Source organism: Cellulophaga sp. Hel_I_12 (assembly GCF_000799565.1).
In the GTDB taxonomy this organism is placed as follows: Bacteria; Bacteroidota; Bacteroidia; order Flavobacteriales; family Flavobacteriaceae; genus Cellulophaga.
On sequence record NZ_JUHB01000001.1, the window covers coordinates 310,143 to 327,224 of the forward strand.

General features: G+C 35.1%; 14 protein-coding genes. 2 read left to right on the plus strand and 12 right to left on the minus strand.

What is annotated here, in order from left to right:
• Window positions 1-56 precede the first annotated feature (56 nt).
• The 5 genes from GQ45_RS01545 to GQ45_RS01565 form a co-directional block, all read right to left on the minus strand.
• The gene (locus GQ45_RS01545) at window positions 57-506 is read right to left on the minus strand and encodes a VOC family protein (protein ID WP_047414531.1); all 450 of its coding nucleotides are present in this window, start codon (window positions 504-506) and stop codon (window positions 57-59) included.
• 225 nt (window positions 507-731) lie between these two features.
• Complete coding sequence (locus GQ45_RS01550; RefSeq protein ID WP_047414532.1) at window positions 732-1,148, minus strand: GNAT family N-acetyltransferase; 417 nt, start codon at window positions 1,146-1,148, stop codon at window positions 732-734.
• A 207-nt stretch (window positions 1,149-1,355) separates the two neighbouring features.
• Complete coding sequence (locus GQ45_RS01555; protein ID WP_047414534.1) at window positions 1,356-2,666, minus strand: deoxyribodipyrimidine photo-lyase; 1,311 nt, start codon at window positions 2,664-2,666, stop codon at window positions 1,356-1,358.
• A 2-nt stretch (window positions 2,667-2,668) separates the two neighbouring features.
• A complete protein-coding gene (locus tag GQ45_RS01560; RefSeq protein WP_047414536.1) occupies window positions 2,669-3,361 on the minus strand; it encodes an SDR family NAD(P)-dependent oxidoreductase in 693 nt (230 codons plus the stop codon).
• A gap of 89 nt (window positions 3,362-3,450) precedes the next feature.
• On the minus strand, window positions 3,451-3,948 hold the full coding sequence (locus tag GQ45_RS01565; RefSeq protein WP_047414538.1) for an SRPBCC family protein: 498 nt from the start codon (window positions 3,946-3,948) through the stop codon (window positions 3,451-3,453).
• Between the two features lie 224 nt (window positions 3,949-4,172).
• On the opposite strand from GQ45_RS01565, the gene GQ45_RS01570 reads away from it, so the two are divergent.
• Window positions 4,173-5,015, plus strand: a complete 843-nt coding sequence (locus GQ45_RS01570; protein WP_047414540.1) for a DUF2911 domain-containing protein — start codon at window positions 4,173-4,175, stop codon at window positions 5,013-5,015.
• A 262-nt stretch (window positions 5,016-5,277) separates the two neighbouring features.
• Here GQ45_RS01570 and GQ45_RS01575 read toward each other — a convergent pair whose 3' ends face one another.
• The 7 genes from GQ45_RS01575 to GQ45_RS01605 form a co-directional block, all read right to left on the minus strand.
• A complete protein-coding gene (locus GQ45_RS01575; protein ID WP_047414542.1) occupies window positions 5,278-7,026 on the minus strand; it encodes a sodium:solute symporter in 1,749 nt (582 codons plus the stop codon).
• A gap of 110 nt (window positions 7,027-7,136) precedes the next feature.
• Window positions 7,137-9,668, minus strand: coding sequence for a PIG-L family deacetylase (locus GQ45_RS01580; RefSeq protein WP_047414545.1), 2,532 nt, complete (start codon window positions 9,666-9,668; stop codon window positions 7,137-7,139).
• A gap of 90 nt (window positions 9,669-9,758) precedes the next feature.
• Window positions 9,759-10,328: a mechanosensitive ion channel domain-containing protein gene (locus GQ45_RS01585; protein ID WP_047414546.1), complete on the minus strand. Its 570-nt coding sequence runs from the start codon at window positions 10,326-10,328 to the stop codon at window positions 9,759-9,761.
• A gap of 187 nt (window positions 10,329-10,515) precedes the next feature.
• Window positions 10,516-11,451: a hypothetical protein gene (locus GQ45_RS01590; protein ID WP_047414549.1), complete on the minus strand. Its 936-nt coding sequence runs from the start codon at window positions 11,449-11,451 to the stop codon at window positions 10,516-10,518.
• 118 nt (window positions 11,452-11,569) lie between these two features.
• Entirely contained in the window at window positions 11,570-12,160 is a 591-nt protein-coding gene (locus GQ45_RS01595) for a Maf family nucleotide pyrophosphatase (RefSeq protein WP_047414551.1), read from the minus strand.
• A 5-nt stretch (window positions 12,161-12,165) separates the two neighbouring features.
• Window positions 12,166-12,693, minus strand: a complete 528-nt coding sequence (locus GQ45_RS01600) for an HAD family hydrolase (RefSeq protein ID WP_047414553.1) — start codon at window positions 12,691-12,693, stop codon at window positions 12,166-12,168.
• Between the two features lie 32 nt (window positions 12,694-12,725).
• A complete protein-coding gene (locus tag GQ45_RS01605; protein WP_047414555.1) occupies window positions 12,726-13,478 on the minus strand; it encodes a Rossmann-like and DUF2520 domain-containing protein in 753 nt (250 codons plus the stop codon).
• Window positions 13,479-13,806: 328 nt separating this feature from the next.
• On the opposite strand from GQ45_RS01605, the gene ccsA reads away from it, so the two are divergent.
• Window positions 13,807-17,040 (plus strand): cytochrome c biogenesis protein, encoded by a 3,234-nt coding sequence (ccsA, locus tag GQ45_RS01610; protein WP_047414557.1) that lies wholly within the window; start codon window positions 13,807-13,809, stop codon window positions 17,038-17,040.
• Window positions 17,041-17,082 lie beyond the last annotated feature (42 nt).

The window sequence follows — 17,082 nt, forward strand, 5'->3', positions numbered from 1 at the left end:
AGTAAAAAGGTATATTAACATTAGTTCACTAGGGATACCCTAACTTTAATCTTCATTTATTCATTTTGAACGGCATCGTTAATTTCAATCCAATAGCCTTCTGGATCTGTGATGTATATTTGGCGAACGCCATCAGCTCTTAAACTTATGGCCCCTTTTTTTCCTGGCCAGTCTTCATAAGAAATATTATTATCCTTTAAGTGACGGATAACCGCATCTAATTTTTGGGTGGATAAACAAATATGACTTGATTTGTGCTTTTTCATGACCACGTTGGTCTTCAATATTAAATGCAATTGGGTGTTTCCATGTAAGGCAAACCACCTAAAATTAGGATCATTTGTTGGGTGTTCTATTTCCTTTAAGCCTATAGTATTTTTATAGAAATCGCCAGTGGTTTCTAAATCGTTTACAATTAGCGTTGTATGGTCAATTGAAAAATTAAAATCTTGGGCTTCAATAAGTAATGTACAGAAAAGAGCAGTAATACATAGAAGTACTTTCATGGATCGAGAGAATTAAAATTTTGTATTTATACACCGAAATTAGGTATTTCTGTTTATTTTAAGTCTTGTTTGTCCAAATAATCCTCTTTAAACATTTGTACTTTACAGTAGATAGCAGCAATTTCAATGAATACGCTAATAAGAAATCACTAAATCAGTTTCTTAAAGTTTACATATAATCCATGGTAAATGACTTAGGTAATTTTTTAAGGGTATTTTTTTGTTTTAGGAACGGTGCAAAACTTTCTCTAAAATTATAAATTTCACTCCTTTTTTGATGTATGTTTTCGAGGTTTCTTTAAAGCCAAATTTTTTATAGAAGTTGGTTTTATCAGCCCTAGCATTACACCACAGTAGTTTTATGTTTTCTGTAGTAGCAAAGTCAATGGTATGTTGCAATAAATCCGTGCCGTAACCTCTCCCTTGTTCTTCGGTATGGGTGGCAAACTTCCGAAATTGTGCACTTTCCCCATCGATAAAAAGAGAAATGACACTTACAAGTTGTTTATTTTTAAAAAGCCCAAAGTGAATCCCTTTTGTATCCTCTGCAAGTTGAATATATGAAATGGGCTGTTCTGGCCACAGCACAGCGTGACGTAAGGGGTAGGTTTCGACGGCGGTAATCTTTTTAATATTGATCATTTACTCTTTTCTAGTTAGATCTGGTGTGCTAATTCGACTTGCTTAAATAGTACTATCAAAACTAAATTTTATGTTTATTTGATAGCTCTGTTTCCCTTATCGATGTCCAAGACAATGAAAGGAACGATTTAGAAAATTTTTTTTATGCAGCGCCTAAACAAAAGCATAGATTTGAATAGCTTCATCCCCTGAAAAGAATAGTATTTTTTAGTCCAATGCTTCTTTATAGGTCTTTAGGCAGCGTTCCCGAGCCATTTTATGATCAACCATTTTGTCTGGATAGCTTAACTCCTGTAAGTCTGGCACCCATTTCTTGATATATTCTTTTTGTTTGTCAAACTTATCAACTTGAGTCATAGGATTAAAAATTCGGAAGTAAGGCGCAGCGTCGACACCAGAGCCCGCGGCCCACTGCCAATTACCTACATTAGAACTCATATCGTAATCTAATAACTTTTCAGCAAAATAGGCTTCTCCCCAGCGCCAATCTATTAATAAATGCTTGCATAAAAAGCTCGCCGTTAACATTCGAACACGGTTATGCATGAATCCAGTTTCATTTAATTCGCGCATTCCTGCATCAACGAGGGCATAACCGGTTTGTCCGTTTTTCCATTTTTCAAATTCAGCTTCATTATTTCGCCATTCAATACGATCGTATTTAGAGCGGAATGCTTTTTGATGTGTATGTGGAAAATGCCATAAAATCTGCATAAAAAATTCTCGCCAAATTAATTCACTCCAAAAAATCTCGTTTTCTTCTGCAATCGCTTTCTTCATCATTTTACGAATAGAGGCAGTACCAAAACGCAAATGGGGTCCTAATCTAGACGTACCGTTTTCTATAGCCGGAAAATTTCTAGTTTCCTCATAGTTATCGATTAATGTAGGCGTAACGGTATAGTCGGGAACTTCAATCTTAGATTTTTCAAAACCCATATCTGATAAACTCAAGTTTGGCAGTTTCGTATGGGCTATGAGATTTTTTAAATAGCTGTTGGTATACTGAATTTCTAGGTCCTTTTCAGGATTAAAAATCGATTTCCATTTGTTTTTAAAGGGAGTATACACCACATAAGGGTCTCCGTCATCTTTTAAGACATCGTCTTTTTCAAAAATTACTTGATCTTTATGTGTTTTGAACGGTACATTACGGTCCGAAAGTAGTTTTTCTATCTTCGAGTCTCTTTCTTTGGCATAAGGCTCATAATCTCTATTCGTATGAACTTCTTGTACCTCGTACGCTTCTACTAAATTTTGAAATACGTTTTCGGGTGTATCGTGATAAAACGCAATAGAACTTTGATTTTGCTCTTGAAGTTCGTTTCGCATTTTTTGTAAGCTTTCAAATATAAAACTCACACGAGCGTCGTCTTTTGGTAATTTATCTAAAATTTCACGATCAAAAATAAAGATAGGAAGTACCGGGTAATCGCTTTTAAGCGCAGCTAAAAATCCTACATTATCATCTAACCTAAGATCACGACGAAACCAAAAAACAGTAACTTTTTTTGACATATTTAGTTGATATTTAAACTCGACATTCCACCATCAACACCAACCACCTGTCCTGTCATCCAAGTGCTATTATCACCTAATAGAAACAAAGCGATGGCTGCAATATCTGAAGCTTCACCAACACGTTTTAGGGGATGTCTTTCGGACATCATTTCAATTTTTTTATCGTTGTTTAATAATCTTTTTGCTAAGGGTGTATTTACTAATGAAGGAGCTACTACATTAACTCTAATTTTAGGTGCATATTCGGCAGCAAGTGATCTTGCAAAGCCTTCAACAGCCGCTTTAGCAGCAGCAACACTTGTATGAAATGGCATGCCTGTACCAACAGCCACCGTACTAAAAAATACCATACTAGAGTTTTCTGCCATTCTAGAAATAATTGTTTTTACTACCTTAACAAGACTAAAAAAATTAAGTTCCATTTCCTCGTAGAAGGTATCAATACTCATCATTTTAAGAGGTTTTAAGTTGATGCTCCCCGGGCAATAGGCGAATCCATGAATCTCCTCAGGTAAAACCGCTGTGTCTAGAGTATCTGTAAGCGCATCAAAAGGAATATGTGTAATGTTTAAATCAGCAATTTCTTCCTTTGTTCTAGAGGCAACAAAAACATTATGCTCTTTCTGTAATTCTTTTGCCATGGCAAATCCTATTCCGTGTGAACCGCCAATCAATACTATATTTTTTTTCATGTTTTTAGATTAAAAATTTAAAGCTTTAGTTTTATTTATTTAAAAATTTGGGTCTTATTGTACCCATCGAAGCGTAATTAAGAGCAACTCTAGATAGTTCTTAGTGCTAAGAAATTAGGCTTATTTTCCATTTTTCCAAATAAGGCTGTTAGTTTATCCTCGCGATACTTGAAAATTGTTTTTAATTGATTTTTTATTAAAATAGAATTTCCTATTTGGCCTAAAATACCGAAAGGTGCTTTGTAATCGATAATATCTTCCATTTCTACGCCGTTTTCTACTTTTTTAATGAAATGTTTATGGTGCCAAAGGGCATAAGGACCAAAGCGCTGTTCGTCTACAAAATATTCACCTTCTTTTACTTGGGTAATTTCAGTTACCCAACGTGTGGTAAAGCCAGGAAAAGGAGTAACGTTATATTGTATAATTTGTCCTGCAAACATTTTTCTATCCGCACCGGAAAGTACTTGAAAACCCATGGCTTCTGGCGTTATAACCTTAAGGTTATTGGGGTTTGATAAAAATTCCCATGCTTCTTGGGGTGTAATGGGTAAAAATTGTTTGGAGTGTAATTGATGTAGTTTCATTGGCTGTTGTTCATTTTTAAAAAAGTACCCTACGTACGATACATACCGCACAAAGATACTCCCAATTATGTTTAATTAAAAATTAATAAAGTTAAACAAAAAATAAATCTTTAGGAGGCTCACCCATCAGTTCGTATTTTTGTTCATCGGCTTATTTAGGGATTTGTTAACAATTGATAGCCTGCTTTATCACTAGATTTGTGGAAATTAAACAACTAAAAACTATGAAAAAAATAATCTTATTATTAATGATGGGTGCATGTTTCACTACAAATGCACAATTTGCAACACCACAGCCTAGTCCGGCTGCAATGGTAAAACAAGTAGTGGGGCTAACAGATGTTACCTTAGAATACTCAAGACCAGCCATGCGTGGCCGTGCGGTATTTGGAAATTTAGTACCTTTTGAAAAGGTATGGAGAACAGGAGCGAATAAAAACAGTGTTATTTCGTTCAGCACGGATGTTAAAATTGCAGGAAAAGATTTAAAAGCAGGTTCTTATGCTATTTTTTCGAAGCCAGGAGAAAGTGTTTGGGAAGTTTATTTTTACACGAATACTGAAAACTGGGGAGCACCACAAAATTGGGACGCTAGTAAAGTAGCCGCCATTGTGAAAGCAAATCCGATCAAAACGGCTGATAAAGTAGAGTCATTTACCCTAGCGATAAATCATTTATCTGACAATGGGGCGCATTTAGAAATTTCTTGGGATGATACAAAAGTAGCTATTCCGTTTGAAGTGCCTACTGATATGGCTGTAATGGCTTCTATTGATAAGGTAATGAACGGTCCAGGGGCAGGTGATTATTATGCCGCAGCAGTGTATTATTTAAGTGCAGATAAAGATATTAAAAAAGCGAAAGAATGGATGGATAAAGCGATGTCAATGACTGAAAAACCAGCTTATTGGCAATTGAGACAACAGTCACTTATCTATGCAAAAGCAGGGGATAAAAAAGGAGCTATAGCCGCTGCAAAAAAATCATTAGCAGGTGCTGAAGAAGCTAAAAATATGGATTATGTAAAAATGAATACCGACTCTTTAAAAGAATGGGGAGCGATGTAAGTTTTTAAATCATCCGAATAAAAAAACGTCATAAGGCCTAGCGCTTATGACGTTTTTTTATGCCTTATAGATTTTCAATCTTCTCCTGAATTATTTTTGACAAGATATGTAGCTCCGAGTAGTATTTAATACCTAGACACTAAACTTTCTGTTCCCATTAAAGTAGGAAAAATGTTATGTTCAGAACCTCATCTTATATTTAGATTATAAAGTCGCAAAATAACCATTTTAAACTATCGTAAGTTTTTAAGAACTGTAACGGTTAGTCTACTTCACTATTATTTAAAGGTTTATTCAACATATTATCAAACAGCTGGAAAAAAACAGCTATGGCCATAACCAGCACACAGCCAATTAAATTTAAGAGTAGGTAGCTAATTTTCTCTTCGCCATCTTCAAAAACATAAATGAAAGAATAGTAAATAAGAAAAATAAGTAATTGCGTTACGATGGCCGCAATAAAAACGGCATTCCCCTTAACGAATTTTACAAAGAAAGCCAATAGAAAAATACCTAAAACGTTTCCATAAAATATGGAGCCAATGATATTGACAAGCTGAATTAAATTATCAAATAAATTAGTAACACAAGCAATGCCAATTGCAACAATACCCCAAGCAAGAGTAAACCATTTGGCTACAGATACGTAATATTCTTGAGATTTTTCGGAGTTTTTATCGGTATGTCTTTTAAAAATATCTAAGGACGTAATGGTACCTAAAGCATTTAGCTCTGATGCGGTTGAAGACATGGCTGCTGATAAAATAACGGCTAAAAGTAGACCTATGAGTCCTTTTGGGAGGTAATTTAATATAAAGTGAATAAACACATAATCCTTATCGTTTGTTTCTGTCTCGTTATCGGCCTTACTAATTAAGGTTTTAGCAGCTTCTCTATTTCTTTTATCTTTCGCATTAATAGCTATAATGTTTTGCTTTGCGTCAACCGTCGCATCATACTCTTTAATATCTAGAGCTGCCGAAAATTTATCTTGTGCCATTTTTTTCTCCATGGCAAGTTCTTCATGCTCTTGTTGCAATAGCTTGTAATCGTCCGCATAAGAGGATTCTAAAACGGCAGAAGTTGCTGCTGGATTAAAATTTAAAGGTGATGGATTATATTGGTAAAAAACAAATACTAAAACACCAACCAATAGAATGAAAAACTGCATAGGAATTTTAAAAATTCCGTTAAAAATTAAACCAAGTTGACTTTCTCGAACCGATTTACCTGATAAATAGCGTTGTACTTGACTTTGATCTGTGCCAAAATAGGCCAGAAACAAGAAAAGTCCTCCTGTAATTCCGCTCCAAAAGGTATAACGGGTTGATGTATCAAAGCTAAAATCTAGAATATCTAATTTGCCACTAGCTCCCGCTATTTTTAAAGCTTTACTAAAGGTGATATCTGAGGGTAAATAGCCGAGTATAAAGAAAAATGCCACAAACATACCCAACATGATAATAAACATTTGTTGTTTTTGGGTAACGTTGACGGCTTTGGTACCACCAGAAACAGTATAAATCGTTACTATCGTGCCAATAATAATATTTAGTGTAAATAAATCCCAACCTAAAACTGCGGAGAGAATAATAGAAGGAGCGTAAATGGTAATCCCTGCGGCTAATCCACGTTGAATTAAAAACAAAATGGCCGCTAAGGTTCTTGTTTTAACATCGAACCTATTTTCTAAAAATTCATAAGCGGTATAGACTTTTAATTTATAGTAGATGGGTATAAAAACAATACAAATAATGACCATCGCTATGGGAAGTCCAAAATAAAACTGAACAAAGCCCATCCCATCATGAAAAGCTTGTCCAGGGGTAGAAAGAAAGGTAATGGCACTGGCTTGGGTGGCCATAACTGAAAGTCCAACGGTTGTCCAGTTGGCTTCATTACCACCAAGCACATATTCGTTTACGTTTTTGCTTCCCTTAGTTTTCCAAACACCATAACCAACAATAAAGGCAAGTGTTCCTATTAAGATACTCCAATCTAGTACTTCCATAATTATCTATTGCCTGTCATTATAAAATAAAAAATTATGATATAGAGTGCATTAAGCAGCAATACGATGGTGTATTCTTTTTTCCAGATAAATTTATCATCCATGATGCTTTAATTTTTTAGGTTTGTAGTTGTGCTAATGTCTTTTCCAACGGATAACATATTAGCAAATAATTTATAGGCACCTGTTACTCCTGCCGGTAATTCTCTAAAAAAACTAAGTCCAGTATATATATAGTGACCCTTTCCATAAGGGGCTATCAATAAACTGCCTGTTTTGGGCGTCTCATCAACATCATTCATACTTAGAATTGGGGTATATTCACTTGACCATTCTCTAGGGAAGTATAAACCGCGTTCTTGTACCCAGCCATTAAAATCTTCAGGGAGAATTTTATTGGGAAAATTAACTAAGCTATGATTTTTTGCTAGAATCGACACTTCAGCATCTTCTTCGGTTACGCGATCATTTGATAATTGTAGCTCGAAAGGAGCAATGTTTTCGAACTGTTTATCCCATCGTCCAGCAGTATTGTACTGCACAATTAAGGTACCCCCATTTTTTACAAAATCGAGGAGTAATTTCTGTTTAAATTTAAGTTCCGGTACAACATTATAGGCTCTAATCCCCATGACGATGGCGTCATATTTTTGTAATTCACTAAGTGAGGAAACCTGAGCAGGATCAATAGTTTGTACGGTATACCCAATTTGTGTTAAGCTTTCAGGCACGGCGTCACCTGCACCTACAATATAGCCAATATACTGGCCTGCTTTTTTAATATTTAAACGAACAACTTTTGTTTCGGCTGGCATTAAAACAGATTGTTGGGGAATATGATCGTATGCAATGGTTACCAATTCTTTTTGTATTGCTTCCCCATCAATGTTTAGAATAGGATAAATAAAATTTTCATCTTCCGTATTAGGAGGGGTTAAAGTGAAATACAAGGTTTGTTCGTCCTCCTTTTTTTTAATACTAAATGGTTTGCTGTCGCTGTCAATTGTCCACCCATTTGGATACTTCAATTGCAATTCACCTGATGCATTTTCTTTGTGTGCTTTTACAACTACAGCTACTTGCTTAGGCGTACCGTCCGCAAAAATTAGTATTTTATCTTTTATACTTGCCGTTGCTTTGGGCAGTATTTCAAAAGGCTGGTATAATTCCCCTTTGTCAGATTTTGAATAACGGTATACCACAGGTTTTTCGATCACTAAAGTGGTCCCTTCTATGGCAAGCGTAAAATATACCTTATGTACTTTAGGGGTTTCGGGCGCACCAATTAAGGCTTGATCTGATACCGTATATTTTCCCAAGCTTCCTTTTTCGTTTAACCAATACGCATTGGTGTAAGCAGCGCTTTTAGGAATAGTTAAGCTAAGATCGAAATTGAATTTTTTGTTATTTGTTAAATCAATTGCGGCAGCAGCAGTTGCGGTTGGACTGAGAGAGGCGGAAATTAAATTTATTTTAGCAGTGCTACGGTTTAAGGCTTCAATATTCACCTTTAAAGTACCACCAGGATACGAAGTGGCATTTTCAGCAGAAGCTTCTAAATACAAGCCTGTTACGGCTTGAATAATAGCCATTAATTCTTGTGATTTTGTGCTCACCCAATGGGTGTCCTTATTTTTTTGAAGTAAATTATAGGCCTTTAGCAATTCGGGTAAGTGTACGGAAGGGTCTTTAAAATTGAATTTATTTTCAATGTCATATAAAATTTCACCAATAGCTTGACCACCTTCAATTCTTGACCAAGTAGTGTTGATGCCATCAAAAATATTCGTTTTATCTTTGGGTAAATCTCCTTTCAGGAGCTCTATATATTCTGTTTCTGAACCTCGAGATGTAAGGCGCCCAAAACCTTGACATAAGTGTTGGCTGCTAGCCATGGCAGCAATTTCATTATTTGAAAGTCCTAAATTTGGGTAGAAAAGTCCAGTATCGAAACTTAATAAATTGGTTTTATCTGCTTCATCAAATTTTTCTTGATTCCCGTAAAACCACCAAGAAGTATTAAAAAATAAGCGTTTTGGTTGCCAAACATTTGTTTTAGATAATTGGTCTGGATAAATAGCTGGATTGTTCGCTAAGTCAAAGGCTTCGTTACTAAGTAATGCTGATGAAGTATGATGCCCATGTGTAGTGCCAGCACTTCTATGATCAAAGCGGTTGATAATGACATCAGGTTTAAAGGTTCTAATAATCCAAACTACATCACTTAAAACAAGGTCTTTATCCCATATTTTTAAAGTTTCTTTTGGGTGCTTCGAAAAGCCAAAATCTTTTGCTCGGGTAAAAAACTGTTCTCCGCCATCAACGCGTCGCGCAGCTAAAAGTTCTTGAGTTCTTAATACCCCTAGTAATTCTGAAAGTTCAGGGCCAATTAAGTTTTGTCCACCATCACCTCTTGTTAAGGATAAATAGGCGGTTTCCGCTTTTACTTCATTTTCTAAATAGGAAATAAGTCGTGTATTTTCATCATCAGGATGCGCCGCGATATAGAGTGCTTTTCCTAAAAAGTTTAACTTTTGAATGGCTAAATAAAGGTCAGATGAATTTAATTTTTTTGGCACTTGAGCGGAAATACTATTTGATGCTAAAAGCAGCATCACAAAAAATCCAGTAATCTGACGCATAGTCCTATATAATTTAGTTGGTCTCCAAATATAAATATATTAATAAGGAGATACTAGTTTTTAAAGTTACTTTAACAAAAGGGTAGGCTGCTAATCTATATTTTCGTTAATACTTTGATCTTGGTTGTATTCGTATATCTGCACCAGTGCTACTCCTTTCTGTAAAACCAAATTATTAGGATAGGTTAAAATTTCTCCATTACTTCGGCGCAAGTGAAGATGAAAAGCTCTGATATCTTCTATAACATATGTTTCGTGTCCGTTTTTATCGGTTTCATGAATCTCCTTATCAAATATTCTAATGGTATTTCCTATTTTAAAAGGGTAAGAAAAAAAGATAATAACTCCAGCAGTGATGTTGCTCAAAATAGACCATTGAGCAAATAAGGCCACCCCAATAACAGCAAATACAGAAGCTAAAATAGCCCCCAGATCCTTGACATTAACACTCCATACTGGAATTAAAACACCTATAGCAATTAAAGTAAGCGTTATTGAAATATATTTAACAATTAAATTTGTTCTTACTTTATCAAAATCTCCAATTTTACCCACTTTGCGAACGGCTTTGGTGAAAATGAATTTCAAGATAAGGATAATTATAATCGTAATTAACGATGTTATTAATTCTTCTTGATGATTAATCAAAAATTGTTTCATTTATTTTTTAGTTTGAATGTTGTCTACAGCAATGGGTCTCAATAAAATAAAGGTACTAGGCTAAAATGGTTTCAATGATGAACTGCAAATTAAGTCATAGGGAAGCACAAAAGCCAAAACCCCTTTTATAATTCTCAAAAGCCCATCCTTAACCCTAAGCTAGCGATTGATTTTTTTTAATCTTAAATTACAATCCTAAACTGTCGCGCAAAAATAAGTCACTATTCTTATTTTGTTCCCAATAAGGTGTTATAATTCTTTTGTTTTTTTGAGCTGAAGAAATTAAAATTCCATTTTCACTAGTTTCAGTCCAGCTTTCAATGCTGTATGGAAATTGTGTTGTAAATTGAATGGTTATGGTTCTTTTAAGTTCTGTATAATTGATGCTGTAACTGGTAAGTCCGGCTTCTAAAGTTTCCATTTGTGCGGTAGCATTTTGTGCTTTCATTTCTTTATGGTACACACGAATATATTCAAAAGAGGGGATGATACTTACTTCACCTACTGGTAATTGAGTTGGATTTATTCTTATTTTATTCCATATTTCATCTTCAAGTAAGGTTTTATCCAATGAAAATTCTTGATCACCTTCCCTTTCAAAATAGGAATAGGAGGCTATATCAAATTTTTCTTTATTATTTAATTGTGCATATACTTGACCACACCATTCTTGCGCAGAAAACGAAGCTTTTAAGGCATGCGAATGATCACCAACAGGATAAAAAATACTCGTCATAATCGAGTAGGGGTAAATTCCGGTCAGGTAATTTTTAGTACTGTTAAGTTTTAAAACAGGAATATTATCAGGATTTGGACGATCGGCCTTGACTTGTTTTTCGGCAGAAAAGGGCTCCGTAACATAAATAAGTACGGCACTGCCATTTCTTAATTCTCCATAACGCGATTGTTGTAAGGTGTAGGAGGTTATTTCGGCCTTACCCGCATACCAGTATTTTTTAAATTCTTCGGTATGTTGTTTTTTAGGCACGTTGCTCACTGAAGTATCTTCAGTAGTAGCTACACTCACTTCTGTGCTGGTGGTTTCTTCTTTACAAGAAATAAATAGGGATAACACAAGGGCAGAGGTAAAGATAGTCAGTTTGTTTTTCAGGAACTTTGTCATGATATTTTTTTTATAAAAATACGAAGTCTTGAGTCGAAAGTCAAATGTCAAAAGTCAAATGTTGTTTGTAGTTTTAAAGTTTAAATTTTCAAATTATAGTTTAAAAATTTATGGTCAACTAACAGGCAGCCAACGCCATCAAAGTTTCATGCACCAAATGCGTCGGCAAACCTACTACATTGGCGTAAGAGCCTTTTATTTCTTCGATGCCAATAAGTCCTATCCATTCTTGAATTCCGTATCCGCCTGCTTTATCAAAAGGTTTAAAAGAATGTATGTAATACCAAATTTCTTCATCGCTAAGAGATTTAAATTTTACATGGGTAGTACTATGAAGTGTTTTTTGAAACGCTGCCGTGGTAAAACATACGGAAGTAATGACTTCATGCCAATCGTTGGATAAAGTTTTTAGCATTTCATATGCTTCAGTTTGGTCCGCCGGTTTTGCCAAAGAGACATGATTATGCCAAACGACCGTGTCGGAAGTAATCACAACTTGATTTTTTGTTAGTGTACCTTTAAATTTTGAAGCTTTAAGTACCGCTAAATAGTCTGATATTTCGCTGCCTTTTAAATGCTCTGGGTATACTTCGTCGATAGGTCGAACATCGATGCTTACTTCGATGGCTAAATCCTCAAAGAATTGCTTTCTTCTTGGTGATCCAGAAGCTAAAATTATATCTAGCGTTTTTAATTTTTCGGTCCACATACCACTTACGCATTTTGCGCATCAAAATTACCATACCAATCGCCTCGCACTTTTAATACTTGCTCAATAACATCACGTACGCAACCTTCACCGCCATTTTTATGAGAAATATATTTTGAAATCGATTTCACTTCAGGCACAGCATCTTGCGGACAAGTAGCTAAGCCCACCAATTGCATGACGGGAAGATCAGGCAAGTCATCGCCCATATACAATACTTCTTCTGCTTTGATGTTCTTGGCTTTTAAAAATTCTTGTAATTCATTTTCTTTATGATGTGCTCCCAAATAAATATCTTTTACCCCTAACATTTTTAGTCGCTCTCGAACGCCTTCATTGGTCCCTCCCGAGATAATACACACATGATAGCCTTTAGTTAAGGCTGTTTTTAAGGCATAACCATCCTTAACACTCATTTTTCGAAGCATCTCTCCCGTACTGGTAATGAGCAAACTACCATCGGTAAAAACGCCGTCCACATCAAAAACAAAGGTGGTAATCTGGTTTAAATATTCTTTGTAACTTTTTTCCATTCGTATTTTTTTTTGAGCTCCTATGTAAAGGTTTATATTTTTTTTTGAATTGATTCGCTGAGTAGTTTATAAATTTTTTGATTATTTTTTGAAGTCAATTGCTCTAGGTGAGCTTGCATGGTTTGAATGTCATTGCGCATGGCTGGTCCAGTTTGTGCTTCTAAGGGAGTCAAAGCATTAATTTTTAATGCGGTCTCCTGAATCAATGGTTTTAAAATTTCGAACGAAACCTTATTCTCTTCACAAATTTCTTGTCCAATCCGGTACATATAGTTGGTGAAATTATTCACAAAAACTGCGGCTAAATGAAGACTTTGCCGTTGTTCAGTGCTAATATCATAAACGACATCAGAAATGGTTTCGGCGATGAAGTGAAGTATTTTGAGATCTTCGTTTTTGCTTGTTTCTAAGCAAATGGGAATTGTTCTGAAGTTTAATTTTTTTCCTTTTGTAAAGGTCTGTAATGGATAAAAAACACCGTAATTACGTACTTCCGAAAGCGCGGTTACGGGAACGCTACCTGAGGTGTGCACCACTAAACCATTCAGGTGTACTAACTGTTTTGCAAGGGGTTGAATCGCATCATCACTTACTGAAATGATGTACACATCAGCCTTTTTTATAGTTTCTAAGGCTTCCGTTGTTTCTGTTTTCGTAGCAAAATGAGCTAATGATTTTTTACTTCTACCAACTACTTGTACCACGTTAATTGTGTTGTAAGCTAAAAAGGTATCAAACAATTGCGTTGCGACATTACCCGTGCCAATAAGTACTACTGAAACCATGCTCAAAAGTACAAATTTTAAAAATTAAGTGACACCATTTCATTTTAATTTTAATTGGAGCTATGCGAAAAATCAGTTCAGAATTATTTTAGATCTATTTCTTAAAAAATAAGAAATAATTAACATCTTAAAGCTGCTTTTTGCTGAATATTACTTTCTAAATACTGTCAAAAGACCGTACTTTTGCATACTAAAATTTAAATGGATTTTTTTTCAAGTATTTTGCCTTTGCAAATGGCTGCATGTTGATACGTACTTAACTCACGAATTGCTTTTAAAGTCCGAGTTTAGTCTTAAAAACCATTAAAATAAATTTAAAAATTACCAAATGAAAGAACTGCTTAAGAAGTACCTCTTTTCGACCCGATTAATGTCTCTTTTGTTTATTGTTTTTGCCACGGCTATGGCCTTCGGTACGTTTATCGAAAGTTGGTATAGTACGGCGACAGCTCGAATTTATATTTATAACGCCTGGTGGTTCGAGGCTATCATGGTTTTCTTTGTTATAAATTTCGCAGGCAACATGTTTAGGTATAAATTATTCAGTTGGAGTAAATGGCCTGTTTTTTTACTTCATGCGTCTTGGATTTTAATAATCGTAGGTGCTTTTGTAACACGCTATATTAGTTTTGAAGGGATGATGCCTATTCGTGAAGGTGCATCAGAGAAGGTTTTTTATTCTGATAAAACCTTTTTAAATGTGAATGTAGACGGATTGATCGATGGCGAAAAACTTAGGAAGCCACTAGAGCATCCAATTATTGTTACTTCTGAAGGCATAAAATCTACATTGCCATGGCGACAAGATTTTAATGGACAAGATTTTAAAATTTCTTTTGTTGAATTTATTGAAGGCGCTAAAGAAGATATAATTCCTGATGAAAAAGGCAGTCAATATTTAAAAATAGTGGAATCGAGTGGGGGAGAACGGCACGATCATTACCTTGAAAATGGTGAAATATCCAGCATACATAATGTATTGTTCTCATTAAATAAACCTACGGAAGGTGCTATCAATATTGTTACCACTGATAGTACGTATCAAATAAAATCACCTTTTGAAGGCGATTTTATGCGAATGGCAGATCAATTTACAGGGATCTTAACCAAAGATAGTCTGCAAACCCTTCAATTACGTTCTTTGTATAACGTGGCAGGAATGCAATTTGTAATGCCTGACCCTCTAATGAGAGGATCTTATGGAATCGTAAAAGTTCCAGAAGAAGAAAGAACAGAAAAAACAAGAGACGCTATTGTACTCGAAATAAGCTCAAACGGTGAAACGGTACAGCAAAAAATATTAGGTGGTCAAGGAAATGCAGATTACTCTAATCCTGTGACTGTAGGTGGTCTGGACTTTACGATTCGCTACGGGTCTAAAGTGTATGAATTACCTTTTAATGTGCGTTTAAACGATTTTATTGCTGAAAAATATCCAGGCACTGAAAGAGGATTTTCTTCTTTTATGAGTAAAGTTACGGTAGAGGATGAACGGCCATTTGACTATGATATTTATATGAACCATGTATTAGATCACAAAGGCTATCGTTTTTTTCAAGCCAATTTTGATCCTGACGAAAAGGGTACAGGTTTATCCGTAAATCACGATTTTTATGGAACTTGGATTACCTATATTGGTTATTTTCTCTTATATATTGGTCTTATGGGTATTATGTTTTTTGGAAAAACCAGATTTAGAGATTTAGCAAAATCATTAGATAAATTAAACGAAAAGAAAAAAAGCATACTTTCACTTATACTTCTGTTGAGTTTAAATTTAGGAATTCAAGCACAAGAAACACACAGCGCTGATGATGGTCATAATCATGCAGCAAAAACAACTGAAGTACATACTGAAGACGATGGTCATGCTCATGCTGCCCAGCCAAATGAGGCTCAATTAGATTCGATTTTACAAACTACTATTGTTCCTAAAGAGCATGCTTTGGCCTTTGGAAAATTGGTTATTCAAGATGAAGGTGGCCGAATGAAGCCTATTAACACCTATTCCTCAGAGCTTCTAAGAAAATTAAGTTTTAAAGAAAAATATAATGACTTAAACTCGGATCAGGTTTTGGTTTCAATGATGCTAAATCCTGCTTTGTGGTATAACATAGAATTTATAGCCTTAGACAAGAAAGGCAAAAACGATAGTATTCGAAAGATAATAGGCGTACCCAACGAGCAGCGGTACGTTAAAGCCACCGATTTTTTTGACAAAGAAGGGCAATCAAAATTTGAACCTTATTTAGAAAAAGCCTTTTCCACCAATAATCCAAATAAATTTGAAACCGATATAAAGGACACCTATCTACGATTAGGTCTTTTAAATAGAACTTTAGGTGGTGAAATTCTGAAAATATTTCCCCTATTAGATGATGAAAATAATAAATGGATTTCAGCTGTTGAATACCGCTCAGGAAATATTCAGGTAAGTGATTCTCTATATGGTAATTTCATCAATAATGGGTTGCCCTTGTATGTAATGACTTTACGAAATGCTATAAAGACAAATGATTTTTCTCAAGCGGATGAATTATTAAAAGCCTTCAAAAAGAATCAATTAAATCATGGTTTTGAAGTTTTGCCCTCTGAAAATAGAATAAATGCAGAAGTCATTTACAATAAGGCCGATATTTTTAATCGTCTCTATAAATTCTATGCCCTAGTAGGTTTAATGATGTTTTTCTTTTTAATTTTTCAAATATTTAAAGATAGAAAAGCATTACGTATCGGTATTAAAACGTTTAAAATACTAATTTGGGTTCTATTTATCCTACATACCTCTGGATTACTTTTACGCTGGTATATTTCGGGTAATGCTCCTTGGAGTGATGCTTACGAAAGTATTTTGTATGTTTCTTGGGCCACTATGGGAATGGGATTAGCCTTTAGTAAAAAGAGTGATTTTACCATAGCAGCGACTTCATTTATCGTGTCTATGTTGTTGTGGATTGCCCATGGCAACTGGGTAGATCCCGCCATTGCTAACCTGCAGCCTGTATTAGATAGTTATTGGTTAATGATTCACGTATCTGTAATCGTAGGTAGTTATGGGCCATTAACGGTGGGGATGATTTTAGGTGTTGTTTGCCTAATTTTAATGCTTTTAATGAACCAAAAAAATAAAGCAAAAATTGAACATACCATTAAAGAGCTCACCGTTATTAATGAATTAGCGCTTACCATTGGTTTGGTGATGTTAACTATCGGGAACTTTTTAGGAGGGCAATGGGCTAATGAAAGCTGGGGGCGTTATTGGGGCTGGGATCCAAAAGAAACTTGGGCGCTAATTTCAATTATGGTATATGCCTTTGTTTTACATATGCGCTTAGTGCCAGGTTTGCGTGGTAAATGGATCTTTAATTTTGCGAGCGTGGTGGCCTTTGCGAGTATTATGATGACGTATTTTGGGGTAAACTTTTACCTAGCCGGCTTGCATAGTTATGCCAGTGGAGCTCAAGTAATAACACCAGCATTTATTTATTACTTGGTATTTGGAGTTGTACTACTTGGTGCTGTTAGCTTTTGGCGCTATCGCATATATAATCCCAAAAAATAATAATGTAATTTTAGTACTTCAGATTTATAAAAAATAAAAATC